The 14,405-nt window shown below is 73.3% G+C and carries 16 protein-coding genes; 8 read left to right on the top strand and 8 right to left on the bottom strand.

The genetic code is table 11. The features are described from left to right. Positions 1-12: 12 nt before the first annotated feature. Complete coding sequence (locus AMK24_RS01085; RefSeq protein ID WP_073763990.1) at positions 13-981, bottom strand: diacylglycerol/lipid kinase family protein; 969 nt, start codon at positions 979-981, stop codon at positions 13-15. A gap of 161 nt (positions 982-1,142) precedes the next feature. Between AMK24_RS01085 and AMK24_RS01080 the strand changes: the two genes are divergently transcribed. Beyond that, positions 1,143-1,592: a hypothetical protein gene (locus tag AMK24_RS01080; RefSeq protein WP_073763988.1), complete on the top strand. Its 450-nt coding sequence runs from the start codon at positions 1,143-1,145 to the stop codon at positions 1,590-1,592. A gap of 23 nt (positions 1,593-1,615) precedes the next feature. Here AMK24_RS01080 and AMK24_RS01075 read toward each other — a convergent pair whose 3' ends face one another. The 3 genes from AMK24_RS01075 to AMK24_RS01065 all read right to left on the bottom strand — a co-directional run bounded on the left by AMK24_RS01075 (position 1,616) and on the right by AMK24_RS01065 (position 3,460). Beyond that, positions 1,616-2,560 carry an RNA polymerase sigma factor SigF gene (locus AMK24_RS01075; protein ID WP_384580026.1) on the bottom strand — a complete coding sequence of 315 codons (945 nt, stop codon included), beginning with the start codon at positions 2,558-2,560 and terminating at the stop codon, positions 1,616-1,618. After that, positions 2,557-2,970, bottom strand: a complete 414-nt coding sequence (locus tag AMK24_RS01070; RefSeq protein ID WP_030113604.1) for an anti-sigma regulatory factor — start codon at positions 2,968-2,970, stop codon at positions 2,557-2,559. The genes AMK24_RS01075 and AMK24_RS01070 overlap by 4 nt, the downstream gene beginning before the upstream one ends. 229 nt (positions 2,971-3,199) lie before the next feature. Continuing rightward, entirely contained in the window at positions 3,200-3,460 is a 261-nt protein-coding gene (locus tag AMK24_RS01065; RefSeq protein ID WP_073763984.1) for a UBP-type zinc finger domain-containing protein, read from the bottom strand. Positions 3,461-3,495: 35 nt separating this feature from the next. Between AMK24_RS01065 and AMK24_RS01060 the strand changes: the two genes are divergently transcribed. Further along, the gene (locus AMK24_RS01060; protein ID WP_073763982.1) at positions 3,496-5,097 is read left to right on the top strand and encodes a Na+/H+ antiporter; all 1,602 of its coding nucleotides are present in this window, start codon (positions 3,496-3,498) and stop codon (positions 5,095-5,097) included. Here the strand turns inward: AMK24_RS01060 and AMK24_RS01055 are convergent. The 3 genes from AMK24_RS01055 to AMK24_RS01045 all read right to left on the bottom strand — a co-directional run bounded on the left by AMK24_RS01055 (position 5,073) and on the right by AMK24_RS01045 (position 7,810). Further along, entirely contained in the window at positions 5,073-5,999 is a 927-nt protein-coding gene (locus AMK24_RS01055; RefSeq protein WP_073763980.1) for a 1-aminocyclopropane-1-carboxylate deaminase/D-cysteine desulfhydrase, read from the bottom strand. The two genes, AMK24_RS01060 and AMK24_RS01055, sit on opposite strands and share 25 nt — an antisense overlap. A gap of 59 nt (positions 6,000-6,058) precedes the next feature. After that, positions 6,059-7,255, bottom strand: coding sequence for a globin domain-containing protein (locus AMK24_RS01050; protein WP_073763978.1), 1,197 nt, complete (start codon positions 7,253-7,255; stop codon positions 6,059-6,061). 99 nt (positions 7,256-7,354) lie between these two features. Continuing rightward, entirely contained in the window at positions 7,355-7,810 is a 456-nt protein-coding gene (locus AMK24_RS01045; protein WP_073763976.1) for an RrF2 family transcriptional regulator, read from the bottom strand. A gap of 175 nt (positions 7,811-7,985) precedes the next feature. On the opposite strand from AMK24_RS01045, the gene AMK24_RS01040 reads away from it, so the two are divergent. The 6 genes from AMK24_RS01040 to AMK24_RS01015 all read left to right on the top strand — a co-directional run bounded on the left by AMK24_RS01040 (position 7,986) and on the right by AMK24_RS01015 (position 13,531). Further along, positions 7,986-9,392: a family 2B encapsulin nanocompartment shell protein gene (locus AMK24_RS01040; protein WP_073763975.1), complete on the top strand. Its 1,407-nt coding sequence runs from the start codon at positions 7,986-7,988 to the stop codon at positions 9,390-9,392. An 89-nt stretch (positions 9,393-9,481) separates the two neighbouring features. Next, positions 9,482-10,525 (top strand): family 2 encapsulin nanocompartment cargo protein polyprenyl transferase, encoded by a 1,044-nt coding sequence (locus AMK24_RS01035; protein ID WP_073763973.1) that lies wholly within the window; start codon positions 9,482-9,484, stop codon positions 10,523-10,525. Between the two features lie 151 nt (positions 10,526-10,676). Beyond that, positions 10,677-11,273, top strand: a complete 597-nt coding sequence (locus tag AMK24_RS01030) for a GNAT family N-acetyltransferase (protein WP_073763971.1) — start codon at positions 10,677-10,679, stop codon at positions 11,271-11,273. A 100-nt stretch (positions 11,274-11,373) separates the two neighbouring features. Then, on the top strand, positions 11,374-12,045 hold the full coding sequence (locus AMK24_RS01025) for a DUF6304 family protein (RefSeq protein WP_073763969.1): 672 nt from the start codon (positions 11,374-11,376) through the stop codon (positions 12,043-12,045). 158 nt (positions 12,046-12,203) lie between these two features. Next, entirely contained in the window at positions 12,204-13,172 is a 969-nt protein-coding gene (locus AMK24_RS01020) for a DUF1648 domain-containing protein (RefSeq protein ID WP_073763967.1), read from the top strand. Positions 13,173-13,174: 2 nt separating this feature from the next. Further along, the gene (locus AMK24_RS01015; RefSeq protein WP_073763965.1) at positions 13,175-13,531 is read left to right on the top strand and encodes a GntR family transcriptional regulator; all 357 of its coding nucleotides are present in this window, start codon (positions 13,175-13,177) and stop codon (positions 13,529-13,531) included. Between the two features lie 184 nt (positions 13,532-13,715). Here AMK24_RS01015 and snpA read toward each other — a convergent pair whose 3' ends face one another. Next, positions 13,716-14,372, bottom strand: a complete 657-nt coding sequence (snpA, locus tag AMK24_RS01010) for a snapalysin (protein WP_073763963.1) — start codon at positions 14,370-14,372, stop codon at positions 13,716-13,718. Positions 14,373-14,405: the final 33 nt, after the last annotated feature.

Raw genomic sequence — 14,405 nt, 5'->3', positions numbered from 1 at the left:
CGACCCTTCCACTCACACAATCACACGCAGTGCACGGCGTACGCCTGTGAACGTCACGCTCGTACGCAGTCCCAGGTGGTCACCGTCCATCTGGAAGGGCAGGGGGACCTTTGAATGCAAGGTGAAGTCCGTGAGGTCATGACGTGAAACAGCGTGCTTTCCGCGAGGCCCCCGCTCGGGGCTCGACGTGAGCAGCTGGGTGCCGTAGCGGGCCACCGCCGGGGTGGACAGCCGCTTCAGTCCGAGCACGTCCAGCGCGGTGTCGAAGGACGCCTTCGGCGAGGCGTAGACCGGACGATTGCCCAGGTAGGTCCAGGGGGCGGTGTTGCAGACTATGGAGAGCGCGAGGTCGGTCACCGGCTCCCGGCCGGGCTCCTCCAACGTGATCGTCCCGTGTCTGCGGTGGGCTTCGTTCAGGAACTGCCGCACCACCTGGCGCACATACAGGGCGTGCGTCGACCGCTTTCCGATCTCGCGTTTCTGTTCGACCCGGCCGACCACTCCGGCGTCGAATCCGAGACCGGCGCAGAAAGTGAACCAGCGTTCGGGAACGGCCTCGTCCTCGGTGCCGGGGGTGCCGGCCGCCAGGCCGAGCCCGACCGTGCGTTCGGTCCGTTTCTCCAGGGCGTCCAGAATCGCGCCGGTCGCCTCCACCGCGTCGTTCGGCAGCCCCAGGGCGCGCGCGAAGACGTTGGTGGATCCGCCCGGCACCACGGCGAGCCTCGGCAGCCCTTCCGGGTCCGGGCCCCGGTGCAGCAGCCCGTTCACGACCTCGTTCACCGTGCCGTCGCCGCCCAGGGCGACCACCAGGTCGACGTCGTCGCTGTCCGCGGCCCGCCGGCCCAGGTCCCGCGCGTGCCCCCGGTACTCCGTGGTCACCGCCTCCAGCTTCATCTCGCTGGCCAGCGCGTGGATGAGCACGTCACGGGTGCGGGCACTGGTGGTGGTGGCGGCTGGGTTGACCACGAGGAGTGCGCGCATGACCGCCAGCCTACCTACCGGGCGGTTCGTGCCGAAGCGGCGGTTCGCAGCGGCCCCGCCCCGTCACACAGCGTGATGGTCTGCCCCGTGCCCGCCGAACGGGTGGGACGCCGCCCACCCCGGCTTCACTTCCGGGCCCCGGGGATGCCAACCTGAAAGGCGTGAGCACTGAAGCGACCCCGTCCAGCCCGGCGCCCTCCGCAGCGGAGCGGCCGACCCGGATCACCGCCCTCGCGGGCGTCAACGCCCTCGAAGGCGCGGCGCTCGTCGTCGGCGGCCTCTACCTGCTGGTCATGGGGCTGCTCGGGAAGCTGGAGAGCACGCAGCAGGCGGAGACGGTCGGGATCACCCTGGTCGCCCTCGGCGCGATCCCCTCGATCGCCGCCCGCGGGCTCCTGCTGCTGCGCGGCTGGAGCCGGGGGCCCGCGCTGATCACCCAGATCATGGCCCTGCCGGTGGCGTGGACGCTGCTGCGCTCACAGGGCGCGCTGATCCCCCTCGGGATCGTCGTGGCGGTGGTCGCCGTCACCGGCCTCGTCCTCGTGCTGAACCCGGCGACCACCCGGGACCTGGGCATCCGCCGGGGGCCGGGCACGACCCCCGACGCCTGACCCGTACGGCCCCTGCTCCTCGACTACTCCTCGACGAGGAGCCGCTCGCGCAGCTGCGCCAGGGTGCGGGCCAGCAGCCGCGAGACGTGCATCTGGGAGATGCCGACCTCCTGCGCGATCTGCGACTGCGTCATGTTCCCGAAGAACCGCAGCAGCAGGATGCGCTTCTCGCGCGGCGGCAGGCCCTCCAGGAGCGGCTTGAGCGACTCCCGGTACTCCACGCCCTCCAGCGCCTCGTCCTCCGAGCCCAGCGTGTCCGCGACCGCCGGCGACTCGTCGTCCGTGTCCGGCACGTCCAGCGAGAGCGTGCTGTAGGCGTTGGCCGACTCCAGGCCCTCCAGCACCTCCTCCTCGGAGATGCCCAGCCGCTCGGCCAGCTCGTGCACCGTCGGCGAGCGCCCGTGCTGCTGGGAGAGCTCCGCGGTGGCCGTGGTCAGCGACAGCCGCAGCTCCTGGAGGCGGCGCGGCACCCGCACCGCCCAGCCCTTGTCCCGGAAGTGGCGCTTGATCTCGCCGACCACCGTGGGGGTGGCGTACGTGGAGAACTCCACCCCCCGGTCCGGGTCGAACCGGTCCACGGACTTGATCAGCCCGATCGTGGCGACCTGGGTCAGGTCGTCCAGCGGCTCGCCCCGGTTGCGGAAGCGGCGGGCCAGGTGCTCCACCAGCGGCAGATGCATACGCACCAGCCGGTTCCGCAGCTCGGCCTTCTCCGCCGAACCGTCGGGCAGCGCCCGCAGCTCGTAGAACAGGGCCCGCGCCCCGCTGCGGTCGTGTGGATCGTGGTGCCCGTGCTCGCTCATCTGGCCCGCCCGCTCTGCCTGCGACTGCTCCTCCACCGCGACGTCGGGGCCCTCGGGCCCCTCCGGATGCGGCCGGGCCTGCTGCTCCGGGATGCCCGCTGGGTGCACTGCCCCGGACCGGAAAGTCTCGTCCCGCACAGGACCGTCCCCGTTTCCGTCGCTCACGCCGGCCCGGGGCCCGCGCCGCGCTGTTTGTAGAGGCTGATGCTGACCGTACGGTCGTCCGCGACCGTGGAGTCGACCTTGCCCGCCAGTGCGGAGAGCACCGTCCAGGCGAAGGTGTCGCGCTCGGGCGCCCGGCCGTCCGTGGTGGGCGCCGACACCGTCACTTCGAGCGAGTCGTCGACCAGGCGGAAGACGCAACTGAGGACGGAGCCCGGCACGGCCTGCTGGAGCAGGATCGCGCAGGCCTCGTCGACCGCGATACGGAGATCCTCGATCTCGTCGAGAGTGAAGTCCAAACGCGCTGCGAGACCGGCCGTGGCCGTCCGCAGCACCGACAGGTAGGCACCCGCAGCGGGCAGCCGGACTTCCACGAAGTCCTGACTCCCGGGCTCGCCTGCGATCTGGGACACCCTCACCTCCAAGGTGGCACAAACTCTTTCGAGGTTCCGGGAAGGGTGCCCGGAGCCATACGGCCGTCGACGGTTCTCGGCCCGGCGACGTTATCGGATCCATGATGCCGTGTCGTACGGACCCCGCCCTCCGCCCGTCACTCATGGTAAGTCCATGCGCACGGACAGTGGCCAGGGGTCTGCGGCGGTCAATTGCGAAGAACCAGCGCCGCATTGACGTACCCAGGCGTCAGACGATCGAACCGTCCTCGAAGCACCAGCGCCAGCTCTCGCCCGGCTCGAAGCTCCGCATCACGGGGTGGCCGGTCGCCCGGAAGTGCCCGGTGGCGTGCCGCAGCGGCGACGAATCGCAACAGCCGACGTGCCCGCAGGTCAGACAGAGTCGCAGCTGCACGGGGTGGGTTCCGGCCTCCAGGCACTCGGGGCATGTCTCGCCGAGCGGCACGGGCTCGGGGCGTGGCAGTTCCGCTGTGTGCGCACACTCGCTCATGATGGGCAGGTTACGACGGAACCGAGGATGGTGTGATGGACGCGCTGCCGCTGATCGCCCTGGTCGCGGTCAGCGCGGCGGTGGCCGGGGCCGCCCGCCGCACGCCCGTGCCCGCCCCGCTCGTGCTGGTCGCCGCGGGATTGGCGGCCGGCTACCTGCCGGGCGTTCCGACGTACCATCTGGACGCCCACGTCGTGCTCCCGCTGCTGCTCCCGCCGCTCCTCCACACGGCGGCCCTCGACAGCTCCTACCTGGATCTGCGGGCCAACGTCCGGCCGGTCGCCCTGCTCTCGGTGGGCTACACCCTCTTCGCCACCGTGGCCGTCGGCTGGCTGGCGCACCGGGCGATCCCCCAGCTGCCGCTGACCGCCGCGCTCGTCCTGGGCGCGGTCGTCGCTCCCCCCGACGCCGTGACGGCCGCCGCCATCGCCCGCCGGGTCGGACTGCCCGCCCGGGTGACCACGATCCTCCAGGGCGAGTCGCTGGTGAACGACGCCACCGCGATCACCGCCTTCAAGGTGGCGCTGGCCGCCGCCGTGGGGGAGGGGGTGAGCTGGGGCGAGGGCATCGGCGAGTTCCTGCTCGCCGCGCTCGGCGGGGTCGGCGTCGGGCTGCTGCTGATGGTGCCGTTGCACTGGCTGCGCACCCACCTCAAGGAAGCGCTCCTGCAGAACACGCTCTCCCTGCTGATCCCCTTCGTGGCGTACGCGGCGGCCGAACGGGTGCACGCCTCCGGCGTCCTCGCCGTGGTCGTCGTCGCCCTCTACCTGGGCCACCGCTCCTGGCAGGTGGACTTCGCCACCCGGCTCCAGGAAGCGGCCGTGTGGAAGATGACGGCCTTCATCCTGGAGTCCGCCGTCTTCGCCCTGATCGGGCTGCAACTGCCCTTCGTCCTCAAGGAGCTCGGTCCCTTCGGAGTGGGGGAGGCGCTCGGGTACGCGGCCCTCGTCTTCCTGGCCGTCGTCGTGGTCCGCTTCGTCTGGGTCTACCCCGCCACCTACCTGCCCCGGTGGCTCTCGCGCCGCGTACGGGAGCGCGAACCGGGCACGGACTGGACCGCGCCGCTCATCGTGGGCTGGGCCGGGATGCGCGGGGTCGTCTCGCTCGCCGTCGCCTTCTCCATCCCGGTGCTCACGCACGAGGGCACACCGTTCCCGGCCCGCAGCCTGGTGCTCTTCCTCACCTTCACCACCGTCATCGGCACCCTGGTGATCCAGGGCCTGACCCTGCCCGTCCTCGTCCGCGCCCTGAAGCTGCCGGGCCCCGACCCGCAGACGGTCACGCTCATCGAGGCGCAGGCCCAGAACGAGGCGTCCGAGGCGGCCGAGATCCGGCTGCGGGAACTGCTCGACGACCCGCGCAACAGCCTCCCGCCGCCCCTGGCGGACCGGTTGCGCAGCGTGCTGGAGCGCCGTCGCAACTCCGTGTGGGAGCGGCTCGGCGCCGCCGACCCGGTCACCGGCGAATCGGCGGACGACACCTACCGGCGGCTGTCGCGGGAGATGATCGAGGCCGAGCGCGAGGTCTTCGTCGGCCTCCGCGACGAGCGGCGGATCGACGACGAGATGCTGCGTACGCTGCTGCGCCGGCTGGACCTGGAGGAGGCCGCCGCCTACCGGGAGGCGGACGGCCCCTGAAGCGGGCCGTCCGGGGTGCCGGTCACCACGGCGGCCACCCGGGCGCCCGGCGCGAAAGCCCCCTCCCCGGCCAGCGCGGTCAACGCGAACAGCAGCTTGGCGACGTAGACGCGCTCCACGGCCAGCCCGTGCCGCTCCTCGAAGTCCGCGGCGAAGGCGTCCAGCTCCGGGGCCGTGCGGGCGTAGCCGCCGAAGGTGAAGCGCTCCTCCAGCCTCCAGTCCCCGGCGGGAGAGCCGAACGCCTCGCGCTGGAGCCGCGCCACCTCCCCGGCCAGGAAGCCGCCGCCGACCACCGCCACGCCCAGCGCCCCCTGGCCGGGGGCCAGACCGGCGGCGAGCCCGGCCAGCGTGCCGCCCGTCCCGCAGGCCACCGCCGCCACGTCCACCTCACCGGCCAACTCGCGCCCCAGCGCCGTACAGCCCTGTGCGGCCAGGGCGTTGCTGCCGCCCTCCGGGACCACCGCCACCTCCCCGAACAGGTCCCGCAACCCCTCCAGGACCTCGGGGGCGGCCTTCGCCCGGTACGTCGTACGGTCCACGAAGTGCAGCCGCATGCCGTCGGCAGTGCACCGGGCCAGGGAGGGGTTGAGCGGACGGCGGGCCAGCTCGTCGCCGCGGACCACGCCGATGGTGGGGAAGCCCAGCAGCCGGCCGGCCGCCGCGGTGGCCCTCAGGTGGTTGGAGTACGCGCCGCCGAACGTGAGCACGGTCCGTCCGGCGGCGGCCTCCAGGTTGGGCGCGAGCTTGCGCCACTTGTTGCCCGGCAGCTCGGGGTGGATCAGGTCGTCCCGCTTGAGGAACAGCCGCACCCCGTGGCGCGCGAAGCGCTCGTCGTGGACCTCCCGCAGGGGGGAGGGCACTCGCGGGCGCAGCAGGGCGTCGAGGCGGGCCGGGCCGGTCATCCGCCCATTGTCGCCCGCCCGCCGTGCCAAAGCGGGCGCGGGGCCGGGCCGGCGCCGGCTCAGGAGGAGGCCAGCCAGAGATCCGGGCCGAACACCTCGTAGTGGACGTCGGCCGGCCGCACCCCCGCCTCCAGCAGCCGCCCCCGGACCGCCCGCATGAAGGGGAGCGGTCCGCACAGGTAGGCGTGGGTCCCCGGCCGTACGGCGACGCCCTCCAGGTCGACGAGGCCGGTGCGGTTCGCCGGGTGGCCGTCCTCGGGGTTCTCGTACCAGAAGTGCGCCTCGGCGTCCGGGAGCTTCTCCGCCAGCCGGACGTGGTCGGTGCGCAGGGCGTGGTCGGCCGGTGAGCGGTCCCCGTGCACGACGGTGACCGGGCCTCGGTGGCCCTCCCGCGCGAGGTGGTCCAGCATCGCCACCACGGGGGTGCAGCCGATGCCCGCGGAGGCCAGCAGCAGGGGCGCGTCCAGGTCGTCGAGCACCAGGTCCCCGTAGGGGGCGGAGACGCGCAGCAGGTCGCCCGCGCGGGTGCGCTCGTGCAGGTGGCGGGAGACCTCGCCGTCGGGCGTCCCCTGCCCGCGCACGCGCTTCACGGCGATCGACCGCAGCCGGGGGGAGGGGGCGCCCACGATGCTGTACTGGCGTATCTGGCGGGCCCCGTCCGGGAGTTCCACCTGTACGGAGACGTACTGGCCGGGGCGGAAGGCGGGTGCGGGCGTGTCGTCGGCGGGGCTCAGCACGAAGGTGGCGACGTCCTCGGTCTCCTCGGTCCGGGCGGTCACCTCCCAGCTGTGCCACACGTCGCCCGCCGCCACCCCCCGCTGGGCGTAGAGCCGCGCCTCGACGGCGATGAGGGCATTGGCCATCAGCCAGTAGACCTCGTCCCAGGCTTCGGCCACCTCCGGCGTGACGGCGTCGCCCAGGACGTCGGCGATGGCCGCGAACAGGTGGGTGTGCACCACCTCGTACTGCTCCGGGGCGACCCCGAGCGAGGCGTGCTTGTGGGCGATGCGCTCCAGCATCACGTCCGGCCGGGCGCCCGGGTGCTCGACCAGCGCCGTGGCGAACGCGGCGATCGAGCTGGCCAGCGCCTTCCGCTGGTCGCCGGAGGCCTGGTTGCCCCGGTTGAACAGGTCCCGCAGCAGCTCGGGGTGGGCGGCGAACAGCTTCTCGTAGAAGAGGTCCGCGATGTCCCCGATGGCCGCGCCGACGGCGGGGAGGGTGGCGCGGACGGTGGCGGCGGAACGGTCGGAGAGCATGAAGGGGCTCCTCGGGGGAGGGGTGGTGCCGGACATTTAATTGGTACGAATGATGCGTATTTTTGGGCGCGAGGCGGCCCGCCGGTGCGGCGGGCGCGTTCAGGAGGGCGGGCCGGGCGGCGGTCCGCTGCCGATGCCCAGGAGCAGCGGCCCGGTGGGAGAGGCGACGAGGTCCGCGACGGTGAGCGGCTCCAGGGTCGCGTAGAACGCGTCCTGGGCCCGGCGCAGGGCGCCGCGCAGCCGACAGTCCGAGCGGAGGGGGCAGGGGGTGTCGCCCTCGCACTCGACGACCTCCTCCGGCCCCTCCAGCTCCCGCACCAGCGAGCCGATCGACGCGGAGTGGCCGGCGGAGGTCAGGGCGAGCCCGCCGCCCCGGCCGCGCCGGGCGTCGAGGAGGCCGAGGTGCTGGAGCCGGGCGACGACCTTCGCGGCGTGCGTGTACGGAACCCGCATGGAGGCCGCCACCTCGCGGGTGGTCGGCGCCTCCCCGGCCTTCGCGACCGCCAGCCGCATGAGGACGCGGAGGGCCACGTCGGTGAATCTCGTCAACCGCATGGGCTCAGCGTAGATAAGTTGCATAGATGATGCAAATTAAAGGGGCTGTTCGGCGATGAGGCCCAACCTGCCCCGCGCGAAGGGGGATTAGTCGCACTCTTTTGTGTAATGGCGGCCCGGGCTGTGCGCTGAAAGGCTCGTGCAGCAGGTCAGCCCAAGATCGAGAGGACGTCAGATGTCCGTTGGTGAAGAGGTTCGCGACACGCAGGCCCCGCCGCAGCAGAGTCTGGGGACGGCGGCCGCGCGGAACCTCGCGACGACCACCAAATCCGCGCCGCAGATGCAGGAGATCTCCTCCCGGTGGCTGTTGAAGATGCTGCCCTGGGTGCAGGTGCAGGGCGGCACGTACCGGGTGAACCGCCGGCTCAGCTATGCGGTCGGCGACGGGCGGGTGACCTTCGTCCAGACCGGGGACCGGGTGTCCGTGATCCCCGCGGAGCTGGGCGAACTGCCCGCCCTGCGGGACTTCGGCGACGAGGAGGTCCTCGCCGAGCTCGCCCGCCGGTGCGAGCAGCGGGACGTGGCCGCGGGGGAGGTGCTCGCCGCCTCGGGGGACGCGGCGGATCGCGTCTTCCTGCTGGCGCACGGCAAGGTCGCCAAGATCGGCGCCGGCCCCTACGGGGACGAGACCGACCTCGGAGTCCTCGCGGACGGCGCGTACTTCGGCGACCAGAGCCTGGTCGACGGCGACGCCGTCTGGGAGTACACCGCCCGGACGGTCACCCCGTGCACGCTCCTCACCCTGAGCCGTGCCGACGTGTACAACCTCGCGGAGCGCGCCGCGTCCCTGCAGGGCCACCTCACCGGTCTGCTCTCCATTCCGCAGCAGCGCACCAACCGCTACGGCGAGGCGGCGATCGACCTCTCCGCCGGACACGTCGGCGAGGCGGTCGTCCCGCACACCTTCGTCGATTACGACGCCGCGCCCCGCGAGTACGAACTGAGCGTCGCCCAGACGGTGCTGAAGGTGCACAGCAGGGTCGCCGACCTCTACAACCAGCCGATGAACCAGACCGAGCAGCAGTTGCGGCTCACGGTCGAGGCGCTGCGCGAGCGCCAGGAGCACGAACTCATCAACAACAAGGAGTTCGGACTGCTCAACAACTGCGACTACGGGCAGCGGATCCAGCCGCACGACGGCGCCCCCAGCCCCGACGACCTGGACGAACTGCTCTCGCGCCGCCGCGGCTCGAAGCTGTTCCTCGCCCACCCCAAGGCCATCGCCGCCTTCGGCCGCGAGTGCAACCGGCGCGGACTCGTCCCCGAGAGCGTCGACATCGGCGGCCACCACGTGCCCGCCTGGCGCGGGGTGCCGATCTTCCCCTCCAACAAGATCCCCATCTCCGACGCCCGCACCACCTCCATCATCTGCATGAGGACCGGGGAGGCCGAACAGGGCGTCATCGGCCTCCAGCAGACCGGCATCCCCGACGAGATCGAGCCGAGCCTCTCGGTCCGCTTCATGGGCATCGACGAACAGGCGATCATCTCCTACCTGGTGACGGCGTACTACTCCGCCGCCATCCTGGTACCGGACGCCCTCGGAGTGCTGGAGAACGTCGAGGTCAGCCGCTGGCACTGATCCGAGCCATCCCGGGGGCCGGGGCGGCGGCGGCCGTCCCGACCCCCGGGTCCGCACCCACCGCCTCGCCCCAGGGAGTGACCGTGACCATGACCAGTACGGACGCAGCGACGGAAGGGCACGAGGCCGCGGCGCTCCTGGAGCGCACCCGCGCCGTCGTCGACCCGCATCTGCGGGCGGCCGTCGAGACGCTGCCGGGCGGAATACGCCGGATCGCGATGTACCACTTCGGCTGGCAGAACGCCGACGGAACCCCGGCCGCCGGCCAGGCGGGGAAGGCCATCAGGCCCGCCCTCGTGCTGGCCGCCGCCCGGGCGCTGGGCGGCGATCCGGGCCAGGCCCTCCGGGCCGCCGTCGCCGTCGAACTCGCCCACAACTTCACCCTGCTCCACGACGACGTCATCGACGAGGACACCACCCGCCGGCACCGGCCCACCGCCTGGGCGGTCTTCGGCGTCCCGGACGCCATCATCACCGGCGACGCCCTGCTCGCCCTCGCCCAGCGGCTGCTGGCCGAGGACGCGCATCCGGCCGCCGCACGCGCCATGGCCCGTCTCTCCGCCTGCGTCATCGAGCTGTGCGCGGGCCAACAGGCGGACTGCGCCTTCGAGGAGCGCGGGCCCGACGAGGTCACGCTCGACGAGTGCCTGTCCATGGCGGCCGCCAAGACCGGCGCCCTGCTCGGCTGCGCCTGCGCGCTCGGAGCGCTCTACGCGGGCGCGGAGGACCGTGCGGTCCGGGCCATGGACGGCTTCGGACGGGAGGCCGGGCTCTCGTTCCAGCTCATCGACGACCTGATCGGCATCTGGGGCGACCCGCAGCGCACCGGCAAACCCGTCGGCGCCGACCTGTCCGCCCACAAGAAGTCCCTGCCCGTGGTCGCCGCCCTCACCTCCGGCACCCCGGCCGCCGCCGAACTGGCCGCGCTCTACCGGGGCCCCATGAACACCGCCGCCGAGGTGAGCCGGGCGGCCGACGCGGTGGACCGGGCCGGCGGCCGGGACTGGGCCCAGGACGGCGCCGCCGACCGGATGGCCCGCGCGGTCCACCACCTCTCCCGGGCGGTCCCCGACCCGGGCGCGGCGGGCGACCTGCTGGCCCTGGCCGAATTCGTCACCCGACGTACCAGCTGAGCCGCCCCGCGCGGTCGGTCGGGCTGCCCTCCGCGACCGGCCGGACCGCGTCGCACGGTCGGCCGAGCCCCCGTGCGCGACCGGCCTGTGAAGCTCAACTCTATTATCCAGGAGGCTGGTTGAGGGGAAACGGAGAGGCGGCGGGACGGTCGTGGGCGTACGGATCGAGCGGGCGGAGCGGCACGACCGGGAGCGGGTCGTCGCGGTCATGGAGGAGGCGTTCCACCACGACCCGGTCAGCAGGTGGGTGTTCCCCGACGAGGACCACCGCCGCGCGGTGCACGGCAGGTTCCTCGGCGTCTTCGTCGACGTCGCCCTCGCCGAAGGCCGTATCGACATCGCCGAGGACGGGGCCGCGGTGGCCCTGTGGCTGCCGGTGCCCGCCGGGGCCCCCGACGAGGAGGACCCCACACCCGCCCTGATGCGGCGGACCGCCGACCCGGACAACGAGCGCTGCGAACTGGTGGGCAGGCTCACCGGGGCCGTCCACCCGCATGAGCGGGCCCACGTCTACCTGCTGATGATCGGCGTCGCACCGGACCGCCAGGGCGAGGGCATCGGGGCGGAGATGATCCGGGCGGAGCTGGAGCGCTGCGACCGGGAGGGGCTGCCGGCCTACCTGGAGGCGAGCAGCGCCCGGAGCCGGAGGCTGTACGAACGGCTCGGTTTCCGCTTCCTCGGTCGTACGGTCGACCTCCCGGACGGGCCGCCGATGTACCCCATGTGGCGGGACCCGCAACCGGGTTGAGCCGCCCGACCGGGCGGCGGAGGAGCGCCGGAGCCGCCCGGGGAGGGGGCGCGGACCCCTCCGGGAACCTCCTGCGAGGCAGGGGCTACAGTCCCTGCCCATGACAGATGAGTCGTGGTCCGGCTGGTACCGGGACGCCAGGGGTTCCGAGGCCGTCGTCCTCACCACGGACGGGCAGCGGCTGCGGGTCCGCGTCCGCGGGGCCGACTTCGAGGGCGAGAGCTTCGACGGCCTCCGCCCGGTCGCCGGTGGCCTGCCGGAGGGCGGCGGGCCCGGCCCGGCAGGCGGCACGCTCACCGACTGCGTACTGGAGTGGGACCTGCCGCTGCCCGTCCTCGTGGCGGGCGCGCTCCGCCACGCCACGCTCGGCTGCCTGCTCTCGCTGCGCCGGGACGACCCGGCCCTCCACCTCGCCCTCCATCTCGACGGCGCGGTGTATGAATCGGCCCGCGCCGAACGCGACTTCGCCACGGCCCTGGCCGCCCTGCGGCGGGGCCTGCCGGAGGACGTCCGGCTCCAGACCTGTAGCGCCTGCGCCTTCTCCGGCCCTTTCCCGGCCCCCGGACGCGGCCTCTCCGGCACGCTCGCCTGCTTCCGGGAGGCCAAGGACGCCTACCGGGGCCGGGCGGCCGGCGAGGGCGGCGTCCTGGACCTGTGGGACCGGCGGTCCGGAACGGTGCAGGAGATATGGAGCTGCCGCGAGTTCGAGGCGGGCCCGGCCGAGGTGCTCGGCGCCGACCGCGGGGACGCCGTCCCGCTGGAGCACGCCTGACCGGCCCGGAGCGGCCGTGGGCTCCGCCCCTCCTGGCCCCCGCCCCACCCCCCTCACCGCCCCGCACCGCAGCCCGGTGCGGGGCGGACGTGTGTCGTCGCGCGGTCCGTTGCCCTCTTCGCATTGTTCTACTAACATGCGAACAACGGAGGTTTTCCATGACAAGCAAGAACCTTGGCCGTGCCACGCTCGCGGCCTCGCCCTTTGTGGTCGCACTCCTCGTCGACCTCGTCCTCTATCTGGCCGTCCGGGACCGACTGCCCGGCCGGCTGGCCGTCCATTTCGCCGCCGACGGGTCCGCCGACCGGTACCTGGGCTCCACCGCCTACCTCCTCTGCGCGCTTTCCCTGCTGCTCGCCATCGGGGGGCTGTGGACCTTCGTCGCGGTCGCCGGTGAGCTCCACGGCCGTGCTCGGGCCCGGTCGACCGGGGGCGGGTTCGCCCTCGCCGCCTTCCTCGGCTACCTGCTGATCGCCATCCCCCTCGTCAACGCGGACACGCCCGAGGGGGGACCGGTGGACGACTTCCCGCTCCGGCACCTCGCGGTGGCGTCCGGCGCCGGGGCCGTCGCCTGGGCGCTGGGCGTCCTGCTGTCCCGGCTGGTCCCCGTCTCCGGCGAACCCGGCGGCGAGGGCCCGGCGAGCCGGGAGCGCATCGCCCTCGCGGACGGCGAGGTGGCCGGCTGGGCACGCGGGATCGGCGCGTGGTGGGCCCCGCTCGCCGCGCTGGTCCTGCTGGCGTCCGCCGCCGTGGTCGGCCGGGAGCTGAGCTGGTTCATCGGCGGGCCGCCGGCCGTCCTCGCCCTGGTGGTCGGCACCTTCTGCCGTCCCCACGTCACCGTGGACCGGCGCGGCCTCACCGTCTCCGGTCTGCTGCCGAGGCCCCGGGTGCGGGTGCCGCTGGAGCGGATGGAGGGGGCGGAGAGCCGGAGCGTCAACGCCGTAGCGGAGTACGGCGGTTGGGGCTACCGCATCCGACCCGGCCGCAGCGGCGTCATCACCCGATCGGGAGAGGCCATCGTGGTCAGCCTGGCGGGCGGGCGCGAGTTCGCCGTCACCGTCGACGACTCGGCCACCGGCTCCGCCCTGCTCAACACCCTGCTCGACCGGCAGCGGACGGGGCGCTGACCATGCTCTTCAGGGTCGATCCGACCTCCACCGTGCCGCTCGGGGACCAGATCGCCGCCGCCGTGCGGCGCGCGGTGGCCGAGGGCGCGGTGTCCCCGGGTGAGCGGCTGCCGGCCGCCCGGGTGCTCGCCGAATCCCTCGGCGTGAACGTCCACACCGTGCTGCGCGGCTACCAGCGGCTGCGCGAGGAGGGGCTCATCGAGCTCCGGCGCGGACGGGGCGCGGCGATCACCGCGAACGCCTCCCCACGGCGGGCCAGGCTGCTGGAACGGGTCCGCGAAGCGGTCGCGGACGCCCGCGGCCTGGGTATGACCGAGGACGAACTGATCGCCCTCGTCCGCGCCGAACTCGGCGCCTGACGGCGGGAGGCGCCGGGGACCGCGCGAAGGGCCCTTCCGCACGGAAGGGCCCTTCGCCGTGCGGGTGAAGGGGCCGGCCGGCCCTGGGGAGGAGGGGCGGCCGGGCCTCTTCCGTACGTGCGGGCCGCCGGAACCGGCGCCGCCGCCCGCGGCGCCGTCGGCGGTCCCGGCGTCCCCCGGCAGGTCAGGAAGCGGAGCGGGCCGCCGCTGCCAGGCCGTAGCGCCACAACTGGTTCACCCGGGACCGCTCGTTGGCGTCCGGGATGGCGTTGGTGCAGGACGGGCCGGGGCCGCCGCCGGACATCAACTGGCTGCACGGGCCGGAGTAGGTGTCGGGGAGGCCCAGCACGTGTCCGGTCTCGTGGGTGGTGACGCGGACCGAGTCGTACTGCTGGTTCTGCCGGTAGTCCAGGAAGATGTAGCCGCGGCCGTGCCCGTCGGTGCTCGCGTACGAACCACGCGAGTCGTTGCCCTCGCGGTAGGTGAAGTCCGCGGTGGTTCCTTCCTGCAGGCGGACGTTGGTGACCGAGCTGTTCCAGATCTGGGTGCTGCGGGCTATCTGGCTGCGGAAGCTCGGGGCCCTCGACGCGTTGTAGGTGACGGTGACCGCCTGGGCGCCAGGGTTGGCGGCGCGCTTCTCGGCGACCGACTTCATGACCGCGTCGAGGAAGGCGCGGTTCGCGGCGGCGTTCTCGCCCGAACCGTTGTACGCGGCGATGGTCGCGGAGGCGGAGCCCGCGGCGGGGGCCGGGGAGGCGGCGACGACGGGAGCGGTACCCAGTGCGGCGAGGAGTCCGAGGCCGGCGGCGGCGGTGGCGACGGCGGTCCTGAGGTGTCTCATGGGGGATTTCTCCTACCTGTCCGATCGAACCCG

Origin of the sequence: Streptomyces sp. CB02366 (assembly GCF_001905905.1) — a bacterium.
Taxonomy (GTDB): domain Bacteria; phylum Actinomycetota; class Actinomycetes; order Streptomycetales; family Streptomycetaceae; genus Streptomyces.
The sequence above is the reverse complement of the archived record's forward strand: the minus strand, read 5'-3'. Positions and strand labels throughout refer to the sequence as shown.

What these genes read in the sequence shown, in the direction of transcription:
- AMK24_RS01085 (WP_073763990.1), bottom strand. Translation starts at nt 981, where the DNA reads ATGCGCGCACTCCTCGTGGTCAACCCAGCCGCCACCACCACCAGTGCC.
- snpA (WP_073763963.1), bottom strand. Translation starts at nt 14,372, where the DNA reads ATGAGACACCTCAGGACCGCCGTCGCCACCGCCGCCGCCGGCCTCGGA.
- AMK24_RS01055 (WP_073763980.1), bottom strand. Translation starts at nt 5,999, where the DNA reads ATGACCGGCCCGGCCCGCCTCGACGCCCTGCTGCGCCCGCGAGTGCCC.
- AMK24_RS01025 (WP_073763969.1), top strand. Translation starts at nt 11,374, where the DNA reads ATGACAGATGAGTCGTGGTCCGGCTGGTACCGGGACGCCAGGGGTTCC.
- AMK24_RS01015 (WP_073763965.1), top strand. Translation starts at nt 13,175, where the DNA reads ATGCTCTTCAGGGTCGATCCGACCTCCACCGTGCCGCTCGGGGACCAG.
- AMK24_RS01045 (WP_073763976.1), bottom strand. Translation starts at nt 7,810, where the DNA reads ATGCGGTTGACGAGATTCACCGACGTGGCCCTCCGCGTCCTCATGCGG.
- AMK24_RS01020 (WP_073763967.1), top strand. Translation starts at nt 12,204, where the DNA reads ATGACAAGCAAGAACCTTGGCCGTGCCACGCTCGCGGCCTCGCCCTTT.
- AMK24_RS01050 (WP_073763978.1), bottom strand. Translation starts at nt 7,255, where the DNA reads ATGCTCTCCGACCGTTCCGCCGCCACCGTCCGCGCCACCCTCCCCGCC.
- AMK24_RS01035 (WP_073763973.1), top strand. Translation starts at nt 9,482, where the DNA reads ATGACCAGTACGGACGCAGCGACGGAAGGGCACGAGGCCGCGGCGCTC.
- AMK24_RS01040 (WP_073763975.1), top strand. Translation starts at nt 7,986, where the DNA reads ATGTCCGTTGGTGAAGAGGTTCGCGACACGCAGGCCCCGCCGCAGCAG.
- AMK24_RS01060 (WP_073763982.1), top strand. Translation starts at nt 3,496, where the DNA reads ATGGACGCGCTGCCGCTGATCGCCCTGGTCGCGGTCAGCGCGGCGGTG.
- AMK24_RS01065 (WP_073763984.1), bottom strand. Translation starts at nt 3,460, where the DNA reads ATGAGCGAGTGTGCGCACACAGCGGAACTGCCACGCCCCGAGCCCGTG.